This window comes from Streptomyces sp. NPDC004647 (assembly GCF_040609575.1).
In the GTDB taxonomy this organism is placed as follows: domain Bacteria; phylum Actinomycetota; class Actinomycetes; order Streptomycetales; family Streptomycetaceae; genus Streptomyces.
This window is the reverse complement of record NZ_JBEXKU010000057.1, coordinates 30,578-51,394: the sequence shown is the minus strand read 5'-3', so window position 1 is coordinate 51,394 and position 20,817 is coordinate 30,578. Positions and strand designations below refer to the sequence as shown.

Sequence of the window (20,817 nt, the reverse complement as noted above, 5' to 3'; positions counted from 1 at the left end):
CGGTTACATTCCGAACCCGGAAGCTAAGCCTTTCAGCGCCGATGGTACTGCAGGGGGGACCCTGTGGGAGAGTAGGACGCCGCCGAACAATCATTCAGAGAAAGCCCTGCCGGGAACATGGTTCCCGGCAGGGCTTTCTCGCGTTGTGGTGTCCGCCACTTGGTGTTCACGTTGCGCGGGCACGATCCGTGTCATGGGAACGGGACATCCTGCAGATGTGCTTCAACGAGCTCTGGCCGGCGCGGGTGTACGCGGCGGCGAGGTCATCGTGCCGTCCTACGGGACCCTCGAGGTCGCGGAGGCCGTACGCCAGGCCGGCGGAGTGCCGGTCTTCGCCGACATCGACGCCGACACCTTCTGTGTTGATCCGGCCGCGGTCGAGGCCGCGGTGACGGCCCGGACACAAGCCGTCGTACCGGTGCACCAGTTCGGCCACCGTGCGGACATGGTGCGTATCGGCCGCCTCGCCGAGCGGCGTGGGCTGTTCGTCGCCGAGCACGAGGTCCAGCGGACCTCCTCGGTGGAGACGGCGATGCGCCAGGCCAACGCCGCTTATCTCATCCAGCGGCTCACCGATGTCGTCACTCCGCGCGTGCATCCCGGCGCCGGGCACACCTTCCTCCAGTTCGTGGTCCGCGTCCCCGGGAACGGACGGCCCGACCGGGACGCGTTCGCCCGTACGCTGCGCGCCAGGGGCGTGCGCTGCCGCGTACCCGTACAGACTCCGGTGCACCGGATGCCGCTTTTCCGGCGCGATGTGTGGCTGCCGGAAACCGAGCGGGCAGCCGACGAGTGTCTGGCGCTTCCCGTTGACGCGGGTATGACGCGGCGCGAGTTGCAGCGGGTCGTGTCCGCCTGCAATGCGCTGGGTGGACTGCTCCAGCCCGCATAGGGAGTTGCCGACTCCGATGGCCTGCCGCCCGATGGGGCGGGGTCAGGAGCGCACGCGAGTTCGGGTAGCATCTGAACCGTTGCTGCGCCCCAATAGCTCAGTCGGCAGAGCGTCTCCATGGTAAGGAGAAGGTCTACGGTTCGATTCCGTATTGGGGCTCCACACAGAAGGCCCCCGCCGGTCGGCGGGGGCCCTTTCCTGTTTCCGGCACTTCCTGTTCCGGCGCTTCCGGTACTCAGGCGTCCGGGAGTTCGGGGACGCGCATCGCCAGGATTGCCATGTCGTCCGACGCGGGCTCCGCGGCGAACCGCTCGACCGCCCGCAGGATGCGCGCCGCCACAGCGCCCGCCGTGAGGCCCGTACATGTCGTCAGGACGTCGAGGAGACCGTCGTCTCCCAGCATGCGGGTGCCCTCGCGGCGCTCGGTCACGCCGTCCGTGACGCACAGCAGAACGTCGCCGCGGTCGAGGGTGATCGTCTGCTCGTACAGCTCCAGGTCCTCCATCACGCCCAGCAGCGGCTGCGGTTCGGCTGCCGGCTCGACGCTGCCGTCCTGCCGCAGGCGCAGCGGCAGGGGGTGCCCGGCACAGACGACCTTGAGAACCGCGCTGCCGTCCTGCTGCGGCCACAACTCGCCGTAGAGCAGCGTGAGGAAGCGGCTGCGGGCGCCCTCGTCGAGGATCGCCGCGTTGAGCCGCTCCAGGACGGCAGGGCCGCTGAAGCCCTCGCGGGCCAGCAGGCGCAGCGCGTGCCGGGCGAGGCCGGTGACCGCGGCGGCTTCCGGTCCCGTGCCGCACACATCGCCGATCGCGAAGCCGTACGCGCCGTCGCGGATCGGGAAGAGGTCGTAGAAGTCGCCGCCGACCTCATTGCCCTCGCCCGCCGCGCGGTAGATGACCTCGACCTCGACGCCGGGGACTTCGGGCAGCTCGGGCGGCAGCAGGCTGCGCTGGAGCGACTGGCTGATGGCGGTGCGCTCGGAGTACAGACGGGCGTTGTCGAGGGCCAGCGCGGCCCGTCGTGAGAGGTCCTCGGCCAACTCCAGGATCTCCTGGCGGAAGTGCTCCTCCGAGGGCTTGCCCAGGGTCAGCATGCCGATGACGCGGTTGCGGGCCACCAGCGGCAGGACGACCGTCTCGCCCCCGACGGCCGAGGCGGTGGCGAGGGACGGGCCGGGGCCTGCCGCGAGCCGGGAGGGATCGTCGAGACCGAGATTGCGCAGCGAGGAGCGGAGAGCCGCGGAGTGCGCCGCCTCGCTGGGGGCGGTCCACACGCGGGCGCCGGGTGTCGGCACCGGGTCCGGCGGAGGGACCTTGCCCAGCAGCGTCTTGAGACCGTCGATCCGGTCCTCGTCCTCGTGCAGTACATAGGAGAGTTCGGGTTCGGAGGTCGGGTCGGCGACAGTGAAGACGGCACACCAGGTGGCGAGGGTGGGCACCGTCATCTGGGCCATGAGCGCCAGCGTCTGGTCGCGGTCGAGTGTGCCGGCGAGCAGGTCGGAGGCCTCGACGAGGAAGGAGAGCGAGCCACGGCGCAGCCGCTCGAGTTCGGTGAGGCGAGCGCGCTCGACGGCCAGCGCGATGCGGTCGGCGGCGAACTGGAGACGCAGCGCCTCTTCGTTGGTGTAGCGGCCGGGGGACTCGGCCGCTACACCCAGGGAGCCGGTCAGCCGGCCCTCGACCTTGAGCGGGACGGTCACGACGGAGCGCATGCCGGTACCGCCGAGGAGCGGGACGGCGCCGGGGACGACGGTGAGGTCCTCGTGGACGGCGGGCATCCGGGCGGAGCCGTAGCGGCCCGTACCGGCTTCGACGGGGACGCGGGCGAAACGCTGGCGGGCCGAGGGCAGGCCCGTGGAGGCCCTGACCTCGAGCTCGGTCTCGTCGTCCGTGGCGAGCAGGAGATACGCGGCGTCGCCGTCGAGCATGTCGCGGGCGCGCTCGACGGTGCGCTGGAGGAGACCGTCGAGGTCGTCGGGGGCCGGCGAGCCGATGAAGACCTCGAAGGGGTCGGCGGCGGGCCCGCGGCTGTCGCCGGAGCCCTGGGAGCCGTCGCCGGAGGACGGCGCGCGCAGCGTGGTCTGCAGGACAGCCCGCTCGTGGTCGCGGACCAGCAGACAGACGGTGGAGGGTTCGCCTTCGGCATCGCGGACCCGGAGGTGGGAGGCGTAGATCGGGACGACGCGGCCGTCGGTGCCGCGGATGCCGTACGAGCCCTCCCAGCGGGAGAGCTGGAGCGCCTCGGCGCTGCCGGTCCCGGTGCCCGGGGTGTGCGGCCAGGCGGCCAGGTCGGCGAAGGGCTTGCCGATGACCTGCTCGGCAGCGAAGCCGAAGAGCTCCTGCGCGCCGTCGTTCCAGGAGCTGACGGCGCCGCCGCGGTCGATCTGGACGACGGCGACGCGGACCCGGGAGTCGGCCACTGGCAGGGCGTCGGTCGGGAGGGCCGGGCCGGCGGAGCGGGTGCCTGCGAGGCGCTCGGTGAGGTCGAGCCGGAACCAGACCTGCTTGTGGGTGGGGGAGTACTCGACGCCCCAGCCGGAGGCGAGGGCACCGCAGAGCAGCAGCCCCCGGCCGCCCTCGCGGTCCGGGTGCGCGAGTTGGCGGCCCGAGTTCTGCAGTGGGAGGTCACGCTCGGGGTAGCGGTCGCCGACCTCGATCCGGATCCCGCTGTCCGTACGGAGGCAGAGCACATCGGCCGCGGTGCCGGCGTGCACCACCGCGTTGGTCACCAGCTCGCTGGTGAGGACGACGGCGTCGTCGACGATGTCGGGGAGTCCCCAGCCCTGGAGCGTGTCGCGGACGAAGGCGCGGGCGGTGGCGACCGAGCGCCCGACCGGCTCGAAGGTGGCCGCAGCCCGCGCGGTGATCACTGGTCTCCTCATGGATGTGTCGGCGCCCGGCTCCGGAGCCGGCTCCCGGTCCGCGGGGTCGGTGTACGCGGCGTCGCCTTGATCGTCGGGCACGTCGATGTCACTGTCCGTGGTGCCCTGTCGGACCAGGCTCTCGCCCCGCTCCTTCATCCCCGCTCCCTGTGGCCGGACGGCCCCCATGACGGCGCCCCTCCGATGCCTTGCCTTGTAGTCGTCGCGCCATCGCCGCTTTCCGTGCAGCGGGTGGATGGACAGCCGGATGCCAGGTTACTTACCTTCGCGGGTGGTGCGGATGCCGGTCGCGAGTGTTTCCGCCCGGAGAGTGGCGGTAGACAGTGTGCGATGCTGCCGAACTGTTATGGCCTGGTTGGGCCAGGGTGAAACACTTGGCAAGCTGGAAGAGAAGGCCCGGTAGGACGGTCGACCCTGCGGAGGGACACGGTGGAGTCTGGTGCAGCGGCGCGGGGTGCAAGCACGCGCGCGAAAGGCGGACGATCCCGTAACAACGGGACGACCGAAGTGGATACAGCGGCGCTGAACCGTTTGGTCACCGCGCTGGTCGCGATGCGGGACGGCAACTTCCGCAAGCGGCTCACGGTGTCGGGCGAGGGTGTGATGTCCGAGATCGCCGCTGTGTTCAACGAGGTTGCCGATCGCAATCTGCATCTGACGGGCGAGATCGCCCGCGTGCGGCGCGTGGTCGGCCGTGAGGGAAAGCTCACCGAGCGGCTGGAGACCGGCGCCTGCGAGGGCTCGTGGTCGGCGGCGGTCGACGCGTCGAATGCGCTCGTGGACGATCTCGTACGGCCCGTGTCCGAGGTGGGACGGGTGCTGTCGGCGGTCTCCGAGGGCGATCTCGAGCAGCGGATGGACCTGCGGGCGCAGGGCTCCAACGGGACGGCGCACCCGCTGCGCGGCGAGTTCCTGAAGGTGGGCCGTACGGTCAACGGACTGGTCGACCAGCTCTCGGCGTTCACCGACGAGGTCACCCGGGTGGCCAGCGAGGTCGGTACCGAGGGCAAGCTCGGCGGCCAGGCCAAGGTGCGTGGAATGTCCGGGTCCTGGAAGGACTTGACGGACTCCGTCAACACGATGGCCTACCGGCTCACCGCGCAGGTACGGGACATCGCGCTGGTGACGACAGCGGTCGCCAAGGGTGATCTCTCCCGGAAAGTCACGGTTCACGTCGCCGGCGAGATGCTCGAGTTGAAGAACACCGTCAACACGATGGTGGACCAGCTCTCCTCCTTCTCCTCGGAGGTGACACGGGTCGCCCGTGAGGTGGGTACGGAGGGCGAGCTCGGCGGCCAGGCGAAGGTGCCGGGAGTGGCGGGCGTCTGGAAGGACCTCACGGACTCCGTCAACCTCATGGCGGGCAATCTCACCGCTCAGGTCCGCGGGATCGCACAGGTGACAACGGCGGTCGCGAACGGCGATCTGTCGCAGAAGGTCACGGTGAGTGCGCGCGGCGAGGTCGCGCAGCTGGCCGACACGATCAACACGATGACCGAGACACTGCGTACCTTCGCCGACGAGGTCACGCGGGTCGCGAGCGAGGTCGGGGCCGATGGCCTGCTGGGCGGTCAGGCGCAGGTGCCGGGTGCGGCCGGGACGTGGAAGGACCTCACCGACTCGGTGAACACGGCCTTCCGCAACCTCACCGCGCAGGTTCGGGACATCGCGCAGGTGACGACGGCGGTGGCCAACGGTGATCTGTCGCAGAAGGTCACCGTCGATGTGGCCGGCGAGATGCTGGAGCTGAAGAACACCGTCAACACCATGGTCGACCAGTTGTCGTCCTTCGGTGCCGAAGTGACGCGTGTGGCACGTGAGATCGGTGTGGAAGGTGAGCTCGGGGGTCAGGCGCAGGTGCCGGGTGCGGCCGGGACGTGGAAGGACCTCACCGACTCGGTGAACACCGCCTTCCGCAACCTCACCGGCCAGGTGCGCAACATCGCGCAGGTGACGACGGCGGTGGCCAACGGTGATCTGTCGCAGAAGGTCACCGTCGATGTCTCCGGCGAGATGCTCCAGCTGAAGAACACCGTCAACACGATGGTCGACCAGCTGTCGTCCTTCGCCGACCAGGTGACCCGGATGGCACGGGATGTGGGTACGGAGGGCCGGCTGGGCGGCCAGGCCCGGGTGGACGGGGTCTCCGGCACCTGGAAGGACCTGACGGACTCCGTCAACTTCATGGCGGGCAACCTGACGTCCCAGGTGCGGCAGATCGCCCAAGTGACCACGGCTGTGGCGCGCGGTGATCTGTCGCAGAAGATCGAGGTCGACGCCCGTGGCGAGATCCTGGAGCTGAAGAACACCATCAACACGATGGTCGACCAGCTCTCCGCCTTCGCCGAGCAGGTGACCCGTGTCGCCCGCGAAGTGGGTACGGACGGCCGCCTCGGCGGCCAGGCGCAGGTCCCCGGCGTGGCCGGTGTGTGGCGCGATCTGACCGACTCCGTGAACGGCATGGCGGGCAACCTCACCGCCCAGGTCCGTAACATCGCGCAGGTCGCGACCGCGGTCGCGCGTGGTGATCTGTCCCAGACGATCGACGTGGACGCGCGTGGCGAGATCCTGGAGCTGAAGAACACCCTCAACACGATGGTCGACCAGCTCTCCTCGTTCGCCGACCAGGTCACGCGGGTGGCGCGCGAGGTGGGCACGGAGGGCATTCTGGGCGGCCAGGCCGAGGTGCAGGGTGTCTCCGGCACCTGGAAGGACCTCACCCAGTCCGTCAACTTCATGGCCAACAACCTGACCTCGCAGGTCCGCAATATCGCGGAGGTCACCACGGCCGTCGCGAAGGGTGATCTGTCCAAGAAGATCACGGTCGACGCCAAGGGCGAGATCCTCGAACTCGTCACCACCGTGAACACGATGGTCGACCAGCTGTCCTCGTTCGCCGAGCAGGTGACGCGGGTGGCCCGCGAGGTGGGTACGGAGGGCCAGCTCGGCGGCCAGGCCCGGGTGCCCGGCGTGACCGGCATCTGGAAGGATCTCAGCGGCAACGTCAACCTGATGGCCAACAACCTGACCATTCAGGTGCGCAACATCTCGCAGGTCGCGACCGCGGTCGCCAACGGCGATCTGACGAAGAAGGTGACGGTCGAGGCGCGCGGCGAGGTCGCGCAGCTCGCCGACACCGTCAACACCATGGTCACCACCCTGTCGTCCTTCGCGGACGAGGTGACGCGGGTGGCGCGCGAGGTGGGCACCGAGGGCATTCTGGGCGGCCAGGCGCGCGTACCGGGCGTCTCCGGCACGTGGAAGGACCTCACCGAGTCGGTGAACTCGATGGCGTCCAACCTGACCGGACAGGTCCGCAACATCGCGATGGTCACCACCGCGATCGCCACCGGTGATCTGACCAAGAAGATCGACATCGATGCGCGGGGCGAGATCCTCGAGCTCAAGACGACCATCAACACGATGGTCGACCAGCTGTCGTCCTTCGCCGAGCAGGTCACCAGGGTGGCCCGTGAGGTGGGTACGGAAGGACAGCTGGGAGGTCAGGCGCGGGTCCGTGACGTCGACGGCACCTGGCGGGACCTCACCGAGTCCGTGAACGAGATGGCGGGCAATCTGACGCGCCAGGTGCGTGCGATCGCGGCGGTCGCCGCAGCGGTGACCCGCGGCGACCTCAATCTGAAGATCGATGTGGATGCGGCCGGCGAGATCCTGGAGCTCCAGGACAACATCAACACGATGATCGCCACGCTCCGCGAGACCACGCTCGCCAATAAGGAGCAGGACTGGCTGAAGGGCAACCTCGCCCGTATCTCCGGTCTGATGCAGGGCCGCCGCGACCTCAAGGACGTGGCCGGGCTGATCATGAGCGAGCTGACCCCGGTCGTCTCCGCGCAGCACGGCGCCTTCTTCCTCGCGATGCCGACCGGAGACCATACGGGGGTCGGCGCTCCCGCCGAGGACGGCTCGTACGAGCTGCGCATGGTGGGCAGTTACGGCTACTCGATGGGCACGATGCAGACGTCCTTCCGGCCGGGTGAGACGCTCATCGGCACGGCCGCGGAGGAGAAGCGGGCGATCCTGGTGGAGAACGTGCCGCCGGGCTATCTGAAGATCGCCTCCGGTCTCGGGGAGGCGCCGCCGGCCCATGTGATCGTGCTGCCGGTGCTGTTCGAGGGACAGGTCCTCGGTGTGATCGAGCTGGCCTCCTTCCAGCCCTTCGCGCAGATCCAGAAGGACTTCCTCAACCAGATCGCGGAAATGATCGCGACGAGCGTCAACACCATCAGCGTCAATACGAAGACCGAGGTGCTGCTCAAGCAGTCGCAGGAGCTGACCGAGCAACTGCGCATCCGTTCGGCGGAGTTGGAGAACCGGCAGAAGGCACTCCAGGACTCCAACGCCGAACTGGAGGAGAAGGCCGAGCTGCTGGCCCGGCAGAACCGCGACATCGAGGTGAAGAACACCGAGATCGAGGAGGCCCGGCAGGTCCTCGAGGAGCGAGCCGAGCAGCTCGCCGTCTCCATGCGCTACAAGTCCGAGTTCCTGGCCAACATGTCGCACGAGCTGCGTACGCCGCTCAACTCGCTGCTGATCCTGGCCAAGCTGCTCGCCGACAACGCCGACGGAAATCTCTCCCCGAAGCAGGTGGAGTTCGCCGAGACCATCCACGGCGCCGGCTCCGACCTGCTCCAGCTGATCAACGACATCCTCGACCTGTCGAAGGTCGAGGCGGGCAAGATGGACGTCAGCCCGACCCGTATCGCCCTGGTCCAGCTGGTGGACTACGTGGAGGCGACCTTCCGGCCGCTCACCGCGGAGAAGGGCCTGGACTTCTCGGTACGGGTCTCACCAGAGCTGCCCGCCACGCTGCACACCGATGAGCAGCGGCTGCTCCAGGTGCTGCGGAACCTGCTTTCGAACGCGGTGAAGTTCACCGACGGCGGCGCCGTGGAGCTGGTCATCAGGACGGCCGGGGCGGATGTGCCGAACCCGATCCGCGAGCAGCTGCTGGAGCACGGCTCGCTGCGCGACCCCGACGCCGACATGATCGCCTTCTCGGTGACCGACACCGGCATCGGCATCGCGGCCAGCAAGATGCGGGTGATCTTCGAGGCGTTCAAGCAGGCCGATGGAACGACCAGCCGGAAATACGGCGGAACGGGCCTCGGGCTGTCCATCAGCCGGGAGATCGCCCGGCTGCTGGGCGGGGAGATCCACGCGGCCAGTGAGCCGGGCCGCGGCTCCACGTTCACGCTCTACCTGCCGCTGCACCCCAGCGAACTGCCGCCGCAGGGCTACCCGCAGCTCGCGCCCGCCGGCCCCACCGGCGCCGGGTCGCTCGCGGCACCCGGAGGCGACCCGCTGCTCGGCGCGCTCGGCAGCGGAGCCGACATGGCGGAGCTCAACTCCGCCGATGGGCACGCGGCGCTCCAGCCGGCCCCGAGGCAGATCGCCGGAGCGCTCTCGCGGCGCCGCAAGCGGTCCGCGCAGGCCGCCGAGGAGCAGTCCGCGAACGGGGCGCAGACGGAGTCCGTGCCCGCGGCCAGGGAGCCGTGGCTGGGAAGTGGCCAGGACCTGGTGGAGCGCGGCTTCGAGGGCGGTTTCCACGGCGAGAAGGTGCTGATCGTCGATGACGACATCCGCAATGTGTTCGCACTGACGAGCGTGCTGGAGCAGCACGGGCTGTCCGTGCTGTACGCGGAGAACGGCCGCGAGGGAATCGAAGTCCTCGAGCAGCACGACGATGTGGCGGTCGTTCTGATGGACATCATGATGCCGGAGATGGACGGCTACGCGACGACGGCGGCGATCCGCCGGATGCCGCAGTTCGCCGGGCTGCCGATCATCGCCCTGACCGCCAAGGCGATGAAGGGGGACCGGGAGAAAAGCATCGACTCGGGCGCCTCCGACTATGTCACCAAGCCGGTGGATACGGACCATCTGCTGACGGTCATGAAGCAGTGGATGCGGCCCGCTGTTGACTGACGTTGCCGAACACGTGTGGGAACGCGGTATTCGGGGAACCTTCTGGTCTCCCACCGCGTTTCTGCTATGTGCACAGTGACATCGCGGTGACAGGGTGTGGCGACAGGCGGGGTGCGGCTACCATGACCGGCACAAGGACGGGCGGCGTAAGGGAGTCGTCCTCTGGGGCGGCGCCCGGTTCACTGCCGGGGCGAGGAGGGCGGGCCATGGTGCAGAAGGCCAAGATCCTCCTGGTCGATGACCGGCCGGAGAATCTGCTGGCGTTGGAGGCCATTCTCTCCGCGCTTGACCAGACGCTGGTGCGGGCATCGTCAGGGGAGGAAGCGCTCAAAGCGCTGCTGACGGACGACTTCGCGGTGATTTTGCTGGATGTCCAGATGCCGGGCATGGACGGCTTCGAGACTGCCGCGCACATCAAGCGGCGGGAGCGGACCCGGGACATCCCGATCATCTTCCTGACGGCCATCAACCACGGCCCTCACCACACCTTCCGCGGATACGCGGCCGGTGCGGTGGACTACATCTCGAAACCGTTCGACCCGTGGGTGCTGCGGGCGAAGGTCTCGGTCTTCGTCGAGCTCTATATGAAGAATTGCCAGCTGCGGGAGCAGGCGGCCCTGCTGCGGCTGCAGTTGGAGGGCACTCAGCCGGGCCCGGACGAGGCGAAGGAGCCCGCGGGGCTGCTGGCCGAGCTGTCCGCGCGGCTCGCCGCGGTGGAGGAACAGGCCGAGGCGCTGTCGAAGCAGTTGGACGAGTCCGCGGATGCCGCCGCCGTGGCCACCGCGGCGCATCTGGAGCGCAAACTCACCGGGCTGCGGCGGGCGCTCGACGCGCTCGAGCCGGGCGCGGGGAACGGCGCGTCAGCGGTCCGGTCCCAGAACTGACCGTTTACGTCACTGGCCGGTTGACGTAGCGTCACCGCTTGGTCGATCCATCACGACACGAACGGGTTAACACCTGGGCACAGGTGTCCCACACGTCCGGCACCGGTAATCTCGGCTCCATGGCCTCACGTACGTCCGGCAAAGGTGCCCAGAGCACGGCGGGTACTTCGAAAGCGCGCGCCGGCCGCAGCGGGAGCGCCACCAAGAAGACGGCCGCGAAAAAGGCTCCGGCCAAGAAAGCGGCGCCCGCCAAGAAGGCACCCGCGAAGAGGGCTCCGGCAAAGAAGGCCGCTCCCAGGCCCGCGCCGTCCCCGACCGGCGGTGTCTACCGGCTCACCCGTGCGCTGTGGCTGGGCCTCGCCCATACGGTCGGTGCGCTGCTGCGTGGTGTCGGCCGCGGCGCGAAGGGCCTGGACCCCGCCCACCGCAAGGACGGGCTCGCACTGCTGCTGCTGGGCATCGCGCTGGTGGTCGCCGCGGGCACCTGGTCCAACCTCCAGGGCCCGGTGGGCGATCTGATCGAGATGCTGGTGACCGGTGCCTTCGGCCGGCTCGACCTGCTGATGCCGATACTCCTCGGCACCATCGCCGTACGGCTCATCCGCCACCCGGAGAAGCCGGAGGCGAACGGGCGGATCGTCATCGGACTGTCGGCGCTGGTCACCGGAGTCCTCGGGCAGGTCCACATCGCGTGCGGGTCGCCCGGCCGCGGCCAGGGCACCGAGGCGATCCAGGACGCGGGCGGGCTGATCGGCTGGGGCGCGTCCAGGCCGCTCATCTTCACGGTCGGCGAGGCGCTGGCCGTGGCACTGCTGGCGCTCGTCACCGTCTTCGGGCTGCTCGTGGTGACCGCTACGCCCGTCAACGCGATCCCGCGGCGGCTGCGGCTCCTCGGCTCGAAGCTGGGGCTCGTGGACGGGGACCTGGCGGATCAGGACGTCTCCGGGCCGGGCGAGGACCACGACGAGTACGCCGAGGAGTGGCGGGAGGCGCCCGCCCGCCGGAGGCGCGGTGGCCGGCGCCCGGCAGCCGGGGACACCGGGCCGGACCAGGCCGAGGAGGCGGCGCTCTCCAAGCGGCGCCGGGCGCGTGGGAACGCCGTACAGCCCGGCCGTGGCCGGTCCCCGGACGCGGTGGATGTGGCGGCGGCCGCGGCAGCGGCGCTGGACGGCGCGGTCCTGCACGGCGTGCATCCCTCGCCGTTGGTAGCCGGTCTGAGCCACGGTGTGGCGGCCGATCGGGCCTCAGGGGCGCCGACCGCGCGCGGCGCGGAGCAGGACGCGCCGGAGGAAGCCGAGGCCGCGGGCGGCGTCACCGACCGGACCGGCCGGAGTTCCGGAGTCGCGGATCTGACGAAGGCCGCCCCCGAGCAGGCGCCGCCGCTGCCGCCCCGCGCCGAGCAGCTCCAGCTCTCCGGCGACATCACTTACTCGCTGCCCGCGCTGGATCTCCTCGTCCGCGGTGGCCCCGGCAAGACCCGCAGCGCCGCGAACGACGCCGTCGTGGCCTCGCTGACCAACGTCTTCTCGGAGTTCAAGGTCGACGCGGCCGTCACCGGATTCACCCGCGGCCCGACCGTCACCCGGTACGAGGTCGAACTCGGACCGGCCGTCAAGGTCGAGCGGATCACCGCCCTCACCAAGAACATCGCCTACGCGGTGGCCAGCCCCGACGTCCGGATCATCAGCCCGATCCCCGGCAAGTCCGCGGTCGGTATCGAAATTCCCAACACCGACCGCGAGATGGTCAATCTCGGTGATGTACTGCGGCTGGCCGATGCCGCCGGTGACGAGCACCCGATGCTCGTCGCGCTCGGCAAGGACGTCGAGGGCGGCTATGTGATGGCCAACCTCGCCAAGATGCCGCACCTCCTGGTCGCCGGCGCGACCGGCTCCGGCAAGTCGTCCTGCATCAACTGCCTGATCACCTCCGTCATGGCGCGTGCCACCCCGGAGGACGTGCGGATGGTGCTGGTCGACCCCAAGCGCGTCGAGCTGACCGCGTACGAGGGCATTCCGCACCTGATCACGCCGATCATCACCAATCCCAAGCGCGCCGCCGAGGCCCTGCAGTGGGTCGTCCGCGAGATGGACCTGCGCTACGACGACCTGGCCGCGTACGGCTACCGGCACATCGACGACTTCAACGCGGCGGTGCGCAGCGGCAAGGCGAAGGCGCCGGAGGGCAGCGAGCGGGAGCTGTCGCCGTACCCGTACCTGCTGGTGATCGTCGACGAGCTCGCCGACCTGATGATGGTCGCGCCGCGTGACGTCGAGGACGCGATCGTCCGGATCACCCAGCTGGCGCGGGCCGCGGGGATCCACCTGGTGCTGGCGACACAGCGGCCCAGCGTCGATGTCGTCACCGGTCTGATCAAGGCGAATGTGCCCTCGCGGCTCGCCTTCGCGACCTCCTCGCTGGCCGACAGCCGGGTCATCCTGGACCAGCCGGGCGCCGAGAAGCTGATCGGCAAGGGTGACGGGCTCTTCCTGCCGATGGGGGCGAGCAAGCCGGTCCGGATGCAAGGCGCCTTTGTGACGGAGGACGAGGTCGAAGCCGTCGTCGAGCACTGCAAGGCTCAGATGGCACCGGTCTTCCGGGACGACGTCACGGTGGGGACGGCGAAGAAGAAGGAGATCGACGAGGAGATCGGCGACGATCTGGACCTGCTCTGCCAGGCGGCGGAGCTGGTGGTCTCGACGCAGTTCGGCTCGACCTCGATGCTCCAGCGGAAGTTGCGGGTGGGCTTCGCGAAGGCCGGCCGGCTGATGGATCTCATGGAGTCGCGCGGGGTCGTCGGCCCCAGTGAGGGTTCCAAGGCACGCGATGTACTGATCAAACCGGACGACCTGGACGGGGTGCTCGCGGTGATCCGCGGAGAGCCTCACCCGTAAGGCGGAACCGAGCAACCGTTTTCGCTGCCCATACGTCAAGTTGAATGGTGGGACGAGTGGGTAGGCGAACCCTTGGTGGCGCGGCCATTCGGATGGCGTACAAACTCTGTCCTCCCGGTTGCCCCACCCTTTCGTACCACCCCTAGACTGAGCATCCAGCAGGTGGCTACACGCTCGAAAGGCGCCCTCGTGTCCATCGGCAACTCCCCCTCAGATGACCGGCCTTCCGTCGAAGACGACCGCCCCTCCGTCGAATCTGCCGAAGACGACCGGCCTTCGGTCGGTCGCGCCCTTCAGCAGGCCCGTATCGATGCCGGACTGACCGTCGACGAGGTCAGTTCCCGCACGCGGGTGCGCATCCCCATCGTGCACGCGATGGAGCAGGACGATTTCACCCGCTGTGGTGGCGATGTGTACGCGCGCGGCCATATCCGCACGCTCGCCCGTGCCATCGGCCTCGATCCGGCCGGGCTTGTCGAGCAGTACGACGCCGAGCACGGCGGGCGTCCCGAGCCGACCCCGGCGGCGCCGCTGTTCGAAGCGGAGCGGATCCGGCCCGAACCCCGCAGGCCCAACTGGACCGCGGCGATGGTGGCGGCGATCGTCGCCGTCGTCGGGTTCGTCGGATTCACCGTCTTCAGCGGCGACGGGAAGGGCAGCGGCAAGGCTGTGGCCGGCGACGCCACCGAGCCGGCGAAGCCGAGCTCCAGCCCGCACCAGAACAAGCCGTCCGACCCGAAGCCGTCCGACAGTGCCATCGCGGCGGCGCCACACGACAAGGTCACGGTCAAGCTCACCGCCGAGGACGGCTCGAGCTGGATCTCGGCGAAGGACCACAACGGGCGCCTGCTGCACGAGGGCGTGCTGAAGCGCGGCGCTTCCAAGACGTTCACCGACAAGAAGCGCATCGATCTCGTGCTGGGCAATGCGGGGGCGATCCAGCTCTTCGTCAACGGCAAGGAGATCGACGACCGTGGCGAGAAGGGGCAGGTCCAGCGGCTGAGCTACACCAAGGGAGATCCTGAGGCAGGCTGACGCGCGGCTCGTTCGGGCGGGCAGGGCAACCCTGGCAGCGGAGGGCGCCGCCGGGACAAAGTAGGCTGAGTTCATGCCCGAACGCCGTACCGTCGCTCTTGTCACTCTTGGCTGCGCCCGTAACGAGGTGGACTCGGAAGAGCTCGCCGGCCGTCTGGCGGCGGACGGGTGGGATCTCGTCGAGGAAGCCGCCGACGCCGACGTCGCCGTCGTCAACACCTGCGGGTTCGTCGAAGCTGCCAAAAAGGACTCGGTCGACGCCCTTCTCGAAGCCAACGACCTGAAGGCCGCGGCCTCCGAGGGAGGCGGCCGCACGAAGGCCGTGGTTGCCGTCGGCTGCATGGCGGAGCGGTACGGCAAGGATCTCGCCGCGGCGCTGCCCGAGGCAGACGGGGTGCTCGGATTCGACGACTACGCGGACATCTCCGACCGACTGCAGACCATCCTGTCCGGCGGCATTCACGCCTCGCACACACCGCGCGACCGGCGCAAGCTGCTGCCGGTCAGCCCGGCCGAGCGGCAGGACGCCTCGGTGGCGCTGCCCGGCCACGGAGACCTTCCGACGGTGCCCCAGGACCTCCCGGAGGGCGTCGCGCCCGCCTCCGGGCCGCGTGCGCCGCTGCGCCGCCGACTGGACTCCAGCCCCGTCGCCTCGGTCAAGCTGGCGTCCGGCTGCGACCGGCGCTGCTCGTTCTGCGCCATCCCGGCCTTCCGCGGGTCCTTCATCTCCCGGCGCCCCTCCGATGTGCTCACCGAGACCCGGTGGCTGGCGGACCAGGGCGTCAAGGAGGTCATGCTCGTCTCCGAGAACAACACCTCCTACGGCAAGGACCTGGGGGACATCCGGCTGCTGGAGACGCTGCTGCCGGAGCTGGCGGAAGTCGACGGCATCGAGCGCATCCGGGTCAGCTATCTGCAGCCCGCCGAGATGCGCCCCGGCCTGATCGAGGTCCTGACCTCGACACCGAAGGTCGCGCCGTACTTCGACCTGTCCTTCCAGCATTCGGCGCCCGGCGTGCTGCGCGCGATGCGGCGCTTCGGCGACACGGACCGCTTCCTGGAACTGCTGGACCAGATCCGCTCCAAGGCCCCGCAGGCCGGTGCCCGGTCGAATTTCATCGTCGGCTTCCCCGGCGAGACCGAGGCCGACCTGGCCGAGCTGGAGCGCTTCCTCACCGGCGCGCGGCTGGACGCCATCGGAGTGTTCGGCTACTCCGACGAGGAGGGCACCGAGGCACTGACGTACGACGGCAAGCTCGACGAGGACGTCATCGCGGAGCGGCTGGCGCACATTTCACGGCTCGCCGACGAGCTGACCGCCCAGCGAGCCGAGGAGCGGCTGGGGGAGACGGTCGAGGTGCTGGTCGAGACGGTCGCCGACGAGGAGGGCGCTGTCGGGCGGGGCGTGCACCAGGCACCGGAGACCGACGGCCAGGTGATCCTCACGGACGCCGGCGGCCTCGCCCCCGGTCGTATCGTCGAAGCCAAGGTGGTGGCGACCGAAGGTGTCGACCTGGTCGCGGAGCCCCTCGCCCGCGGAGAGTGTCCGGACGAGGAGGCAGCCGCATGAGCGGAGTCCCCGCGTCCGCAGCGGGCGGTCCCGGCCGCGCGCCGGTGCGGGGCGGCTCGGTGACTGCCCCGGCCGTTCCGCAGGCCGGTTTGTGGAACATCGCCAATATCCTCACCATGGTCCGGCTGCTGCTCGTGCCGGGGTTCGTGTTGTTGCTTCTGCACAACGGGGGTTACGACCCGGCCTGGCGCGCCTTCGCCTGGGCGGCGTTCGCCGTCGCCATGATCACCGACCTGTTCGACGGTCAGCTGGCACGGCGGTACAACCTGGTCACGGACTTCGGCAAGATCGCCGATCCGATAGCGGACAAGGCCATCATGGGCGCCGCGCTGATCTGCCTCTCCGGCCTGGGCGACCTGCCCTGGTGGGTCACGGGCGTGATTCTCTTCCGGGAGATCGGGATCACCCTGATGCGATTCTGGGTGATCAAAGTCGCGGTCATTCCCGCGAGCCGCGGCGGCAAGCTCAAGACCCTCGCCCAGGGCACGGCCGTCGGGATGTACATCCTCGCGCTGACCGGGCCGCTGGCCACCCTGCGCTTCTGGGTGATGGCTGTCGCGGTGCTGCTGACGGTGGTGACGGGACTCGACTACGTACGACAGGCCCTGGTCCTGCACCGTGCCGGGATTGCGGCTGAGCGCGTACGTGCGGCCGGGGGCGCCGCGCAGTGAGCGACGTTCGGGCATCGGACGTGCTCGAGCTGCTCGTGCTGCGCGGGCAGACCCTCGCCGCGGCCGAATCCCTGACCGGTGGCCTCGTCGCCGCGGAACTGACCGGGGCCGCGGGCGCCTCGAAGGCCTTCCGGGGCTCGGTGACCGCCTACGCCTCCGATGTGAAGCGTGCCCTGCTGGGCGTGGACGGCGTTCTGCTCGCCGAACGCGGAGCTGTCGACCCTGAGGTCGCGCGACAGATGGCGACGGGCGTGCGGCGGCTTCTGGGCGCAGACTGGGGAGTGTCGACGACCGGGGTCGCCGGGCCGGAGCCACAGGACGGACAGCCGGTCGGCACGGTCCATGTGGGAGTGGCCGGTCCCTGCGGCACCAGCCGCCGGCTGGACCTGAGGCTCGACGGGGACAGGGCGGAGATCCGTCGGCAGACCGTCCAGGCGGCGCTCGGGCTGCTTCTGGGGGAACTGATCGAAAATGCGCGGGCACAGGATACGGAACAGAGCGGGGGGAATTGATGTTTGCAGCCCTGAGTGAACACGTCATCGCTCCCCGCACGGCCGAGGCCCGAGGCGGTACGGTGGGGCGAGAAGGATCCGGATCCGAGGTCCGAGGAGGGAGCCACCGATGATTCTGCTCCGTCGCCTGCTGGGTGACGTGCTGCGTCGGCAGCGCCAGCGTCAGGGCCGAACCCTGCGCGAAGTCTCCTCGTCGGCGCGGGTCTCCCTCGGCTACCTCTCTGAGGTCGAGAGAGGGCAGAAGGAGGCATCCTCCGAGCTGCTCTCGTCAATCTGCGATGCGCTGGACGTACGGATGTCCGAAGTCATGCGCGAGGTGAGCGACGAACTGTCGCTGGCTGAGCTGGCGCAGTCCGCGGCGGCGAGCGAGCCGGTGCCTGCGTCGATGCGACCGATGCTCAATTCGGTCTCGGTGACGTCCGTGACGGGCGTCCCGGAGGAGCGGGTGACGATCAAGGCGCCTGCGGAGGCGGTCGACGTCGTCGCGGCCTGATTGTTGCCGCACAGCCCAGTAGTCATCCGTCGAGCCCCGGTCGGCACCGCCGACCGGGGCTCGACGTTTTTCCTGGAATGACCTCGCCGACGCGGGTATGCGATGGTTGAGAGGACCGATACGACAAACCAGGAGGAACCGGATGTCTGTCGTCAAGAGCCCGCTGTCCGACGAGGATCTCAAGACCGTGGGTGACGCCCTTCAGGGTGCGCTGGTGGACTTGGTGGATCTTTCCCTGGTGGCCAAGCAGGTTCACTGGAACGTCGTGGGCCCGCGGTTCCGTTCGGTGCATCTGCAGCTCGACGAGGTCGTGACCAGTGCGCGGACGCACACCGACACCGTGGCTGAGCGGGCCTCGGCTCTGGGCGTCTCTCCGGACGGGCGGTCCGACACGGTCGCCAAGACCAGCGGGATCGCCACAATCGCCGACGGCTGGATCAAGGACGTGGATGCGGTGCGGGCGCTGGTCAACGCCCTGGGCTCCGTGATCACCCGGATGCGGGAGCGCATTGCCGCGACGGAGAAGCCGGACCCGGTGAGCCAGGACATTCTCATCGGGCTGACGGCCGATCTGGAGAAGCACCACTGGATGTTCCAGGCCGAGAACGCCTGAACCGGAACCGCAGAGCAGGAAACCGCGGAGCAGGAAACCGCAGAGCCGGGAGGACCGTAGCGCCGGGGATCCGGTGATTCGGGCAGTCCGGGGGCGCAGCAGCCAGTTGCCGATGGTGCCGGGCATTGCCCGGCACCATCGGCCGGGCAGGACCCCGTGCCGGCCGACGAGGAGGCAGTCATGGCATGGCGCGAGGACGGGGACGGCGATCCGGTGCGAATACCGGCCCGTGCGGCGGGTCCGGGGCCGGTGCGAATACCGGCCCGTACGGCAAGCCCCGGGCCGGTGCGAAAACCGGCGGGGGGTGCGACGGGCCGACGGGTGGTCGCACCCGCTCTGGTGGCGGTGTGGTGCTGGGCCGTGCTGCGCCTCGTGGTCCAGCCCGAACAGTGCGGACCGCTGGAGGCGACCGTGGCCGCCGGTGGCTGGGGGCTGAGTCTGCTGCCCGTGCACTGCGTGCCGAAACCCGCGGCCCGGACTACCAGGGCATCGCGACGCCGCCGTTGGGGCGCAGGATCTGACCGGTCGTGAACGACGAGGCGTCCGAGGCGAGATGGAGCACTGCGTGGGCGACGTCCTCGGGTTCGCCCACCCGGCCCAGGGGAGAAGCGCGGACCATCGTCTGTTCCGCCCGGTGCTGGGCGGCGGAGCCGTGTCTGTCGGTCATGGGGGTGCGGATCCAGCCGGGAGCGACGGCGTTGACGCGTACGCCGTGCCGCCCCACTTCGGCGGCGAGTGTCCTGGTGAGCTGGACGACGGCGGCTTTCGCGGCGCTGTAGCAGAGCAGCCCGGGGGCGCCGGTGTCGACTGCGCCCGAGGCCATGGTGACGATGCTGCCGGGGATGCGCGCGGCGATCATGGCGCGGGCTGCTTCCTGGCAGCTGTGGAGCACGCCCTTGAAATTGACCGCCAGGACGCGGTCGAGGTCGCCGTCGGTGGTCTCCAGGACCGGACTGGAGTGCATGACGCCCGCGATGGCCGCCATCACATCGAGTCGGCCGCTGATGCGTACGGCCTCGGTTACGGCGGCCGCTACCTGGGCGCGGTCGGTCACATCGAGGGGGTGGGTGTGGGCGGTGCCGCCCGTGGCCGAGATCTGCCCGGCGGTTTCCCGCACGCCCTTCTCGTCGCGGTCGGCACAGTGGACGGCCGCTCCGGCCTCGGCGAGCAGCACCGCGGTGGCGCGGCCGATGCCGCTCGCGGCGCCGGTGACGAACGCGCTGCGTCCCGTGAGGTCGTACGCCTGGACGGTCATGGCGTGACCGTAAGGGCATGTCTGACGGACCGTCAATTGTTGTGCGGGGTGCGGGGTGCGGTGCCGGTCTGGGTGCAGGCCTGGGGCGGGGGCGGCTGTGGTCAGTTTGCGGGCTCGGCCGACTGGCACGCAGGGCACCAGTACGTGGACCGCTCCTGGCCCGCGGCACCCTGAGCCATGGAGAGTACGGCGGTGCCGCAGCGCCGGCACGGCCGACCCGCCCTGCCGTAGACCCACAACCGGTGGTCGCGGCGCGGGTCGGCGGTCGTGGTCCGTGCGAGGCGGGACTTGTTGATGTCGAGAAGCCGCTTGGCGAGGGTCACCAGGCGCTCCGGGTCAGGCACCTCGCCCACGGGGAGCCAGGGGGCGCAGCGGGCCAGGAAGCACAGTTCGGACTTGTAGACATTGCCGATGCCGGCGAGGTTGCGCTGGTCGAGGAGGGCCTCGCCGAGGGGGCGTGACGGGTCGGAGAGCAGTCGGCGCAGGGCCTCGTCCGGGTCCCAGTCGGGGCCGAGCGGATCCGGGCCGAGATGGCCCACGACGCTGTCCTCGTCGGCCGTGCGCACGAGCCCGAGCACGGGAAGGCGGTAGCCGACCGCGATCCGCGCCGGGGTGGCCAGGATGGCGCGGATCTGGTGTTCCGGGCCGCCGCGCCAGCGCTCGCCCGCGGTATAGAGGTGCCAGGTGCCGTCCATCCGCAGATGGGAGTGGAGGGTGAGGCCGCCCTCGACCCGGGTGAGCAGATGCTTGCCGCGGGAGACGATCTCGGTGACCTCCCGGCCGGACAGATCGACGGTGGCGAGCTTGGGCACGCGAAGATCGGAGCGGACGAGGCGCTCGCCCGCGAGCGCCTCGTGCAGCCGCCGCGCCGTCCCCCAGACCGTGTCTCCTTCAGGCATGCAGCCATGATGCCGCCGCGGGGTCGGTACGTGGCGGCGCGGTCGTGGCTGCCTCCCGGCTGCCCTCTGTCCTGCGGGCGAGCTCGCAGCATCCGCCGGTGGCCCCTCCGCCTGCTGCGACGACACGGCTGCCGCGGTTCGCGGCTTGCCTGCGGTCGGCCTGTGGGCAAGCCCGGTTCCCAGTCCGGCGAGCACGCGGCCCTTCCGCCCGGCGGGCTCGTCCTCCTTGCCTCGCCCCGTTCCCGCACAGGGGAAGCGCAGTTCCCGTG

General features: G+C 69.8%; 13 protein-coding genes, 1 tRNA gene and 1 rRNA gene. 12 read left to right on the top strand and 3 right to left on the bottom strand.

Annotated features, from left to right (window positions below; all coding sequences use genetic code 11):
* The 3 genes from rrf to ABZW18_RS23830 all read left to right on the top strand — a co-directional run.
* Positions 1 to 88: ribosomal RNA gene (rrf, locus tag ABZW18_RS23840) — 5S ribosomal RNA — on the top strand; the annotation flags it as partial.
* A gap of 105 nt (positions 89 to 193) precedes the next feature.
* Positions 194 to 892, top strand: a complete 699-nt coding sequence (locus ABZW18_RS23835; RefSeq protein WP_356190665.1) for a DegT/DnrJ/EryC1/StrS family aminotransferase — start codon at positions 194 to 196, stop codon at positions 890 to 892.
* Positions 893 to 978: 86 nt separating this feature from the next.
* Positions 979 to 1,054, top strand: a tRNA-Thr gene (locus ABZW18_RS23830).
* Between the two features lie 73 nt (positions 1,055 to 1,127).
* On the opposite strand, the gene ABZW18_RS23825 is transcribed toward ABZW18_RS23830, so the two are convergent.
* Positions 1,128 to 3,773 carry a SpoIIE family protein phosphatase gene (locus tag ABZW18_RS23825; RefSeq protein WP_356190672.1) on the bottom strand — a complete coding sequence of 882 codons (2,646 nt, stop codon included), beginning with the start codon at positions 3,771 to 3,773 and terminating at the stop codon, positions 1,128 to 1,130.
* Positions 3,774 to 4,202: 429 nt separating this feature from the next.
* On the opposite strand from ABZW18_RS23825, the gene ABZW18_RS23820 reads away from it, so the two are divergent.
* The 9 genes from ABZW18_RS23820 to ABZW18_RS23780 all read left to right on the top strand — a co-directional run bounded on the left by ABZW18_RS23820 (position 4,203) and on the right by ABZW18_RS23780 (position 18,394).
* Positions 4,203 to 9,722 (top strand): HAMP domain-containing protein, encoded by a 5,520-nt coding sequence (locus ABZW18_RS23820; protein WP_356190662.1) that lies wholly within the window; start codon positions 4,203 to 4,205, stop codon positions 9,720 to 9,722.
* Between the two features lie 206 nt (positions 9,723 to 9,928).
* Positions 9,929 to 10,606 (top strand): response regulator, encoded by a 678-nt coding sequence (locus ABZW18_RS23815; protein WP_356190659.1) that lies wholly within the window; start codon positions 9,929 to 9,931, stop codon positions 10,604 to 10,606.
* A gap of 119 nt (positions 10,607 to 10,725) precedes the next feature.
* The gene (locus ABZW18_RS23810; RefSeq protein ID WP_356190656.1) at positions 10,726 to 13,500 is read left to right on the top strand and encodes a DNA translocase FtsK; all 2,775 of its coding nucleotides are present in this window, start codon (positions 10,726 to 10,728) and stop codon (positions 13,498 to 13,500) included.
* Positions 13,501 to 13,662: 162 nt separating this feature from the next.
* The gene (locus tag ABZW18_RS23805; RefSeq protein WP_356190654.1) at positions 13,663 to 14,535 is read left to right on the top strand and encodes a helix-turn-helix domain-containing protein; all 873 of its coding nucleotides are present in this window, start codon (positions 13,663 to 13,665) and stop codon (positions 14,533 to 14,535) included.
* A gap of 73 nt (positions 14,536 to 14,608) precedes the next feature.
* Entirely contained in the window at positions 14,609 to 16,105 is a 1,497-nt protein-coding gene (gene rimO / locus ABZW18_RS23800; protein ID WP_356190651.1) for a 30S ribosomal protein S12 methylthiotransferase RimO, read from the top strand.
* On the top strand, positions 16,102 to 16,776 hold the full coding sequence (gene pgsA, locus ABZW18_RS23795) for a CDP-diacylglycerol--glycerol-3-phosphate 3-phosphatidyltransferase (RefSeq protein ID WP_356190650.1): 675 nt from the start codon (positions 16,102 to 16,104) through the stop codon (positions 16,774 to 16,776). The genes rimO and pgsA overlap by 4 nt, the downstream gene beginning before the upstream one ends.
* Positions 16,773 to 17,288, top strand: coding sequence for a nicotinamide-nucleotide amidohydrolase family protein (locus ABZW18_RS23790; RefSeq protein WP_356190647.1), 516 nt, complete (start codon positions 16,773 to 16,775; stop codon positions 17,286 to 17,288). The genes pgsA and ABZW18_RS23790 overlap by 4 nt, the downstream gene beginning before the upstream one ends.
* Positions 17,289 to 17,397: 109 nt before the next feature.
* The gene (locus tag ABZW18_RS23785) at positions 17,398 to 17,781 is read left to right on the top strand and encodes a helix-turn-helix transcriptional regulator (RefSeq protein WP_356190644.1); all 384 of its coding nucleotides are present in this window, start codon (positions 17,398 to 17,400) and stop codon (positions 17,779 to 17,781) included.
* A 142-nt stretch (positions 17,782 to 17,923) separates the two neighbouring features.
* Complete coding sequence (locus tag ABZW18_RS23780) at positions 17,924 to 18,394, top strand: DNA starvation/stationary phase protection protein (protein WP_356190642.1); 471 nt, start codon at positions 17,924 to 17,926, stop codon at positions 18,392 to 18,394.
* 478 nt (positions 18,395 to 18,872) lie between these two features.
* On the opposite strand, the gene ABZW18_RS23775 is transcribed toward ABZW18_RS23780, so the two are convergent.
* Together ABZW18_RS23775 and ABZW18_RS23770 are read right to left on the bottom strand one after the other, a co-directional pair.
* The gene (locus ABZW18_RS23775) at positions 18,873 to 19,649 is read right to left on the bottom strand and encodes an SDR family NAD(P)-dependent oxidoreductase (protein WP_356190640.1); all 777 of its coding nucleotides are present in this window, start codon (positions 19,647 to 19,649) and stop codon (positions 18,873 to 18,875) included.
* A gap of 101 nt (positions 19,650 to 19,750) precedes the next feature.
* Entirely contained in the window at positions 19,751 to 20,548 is a 798-nt protein-coding gene (locus tag ABZW18_RS23770; RefSeq protein ID WP_356190638.1) for a DNA-formamidopyrimidine glycosylase family protein, read from the bottom strand.
* Positions 20,549 to 20,817: the final 269 nt, after the last annotated feature.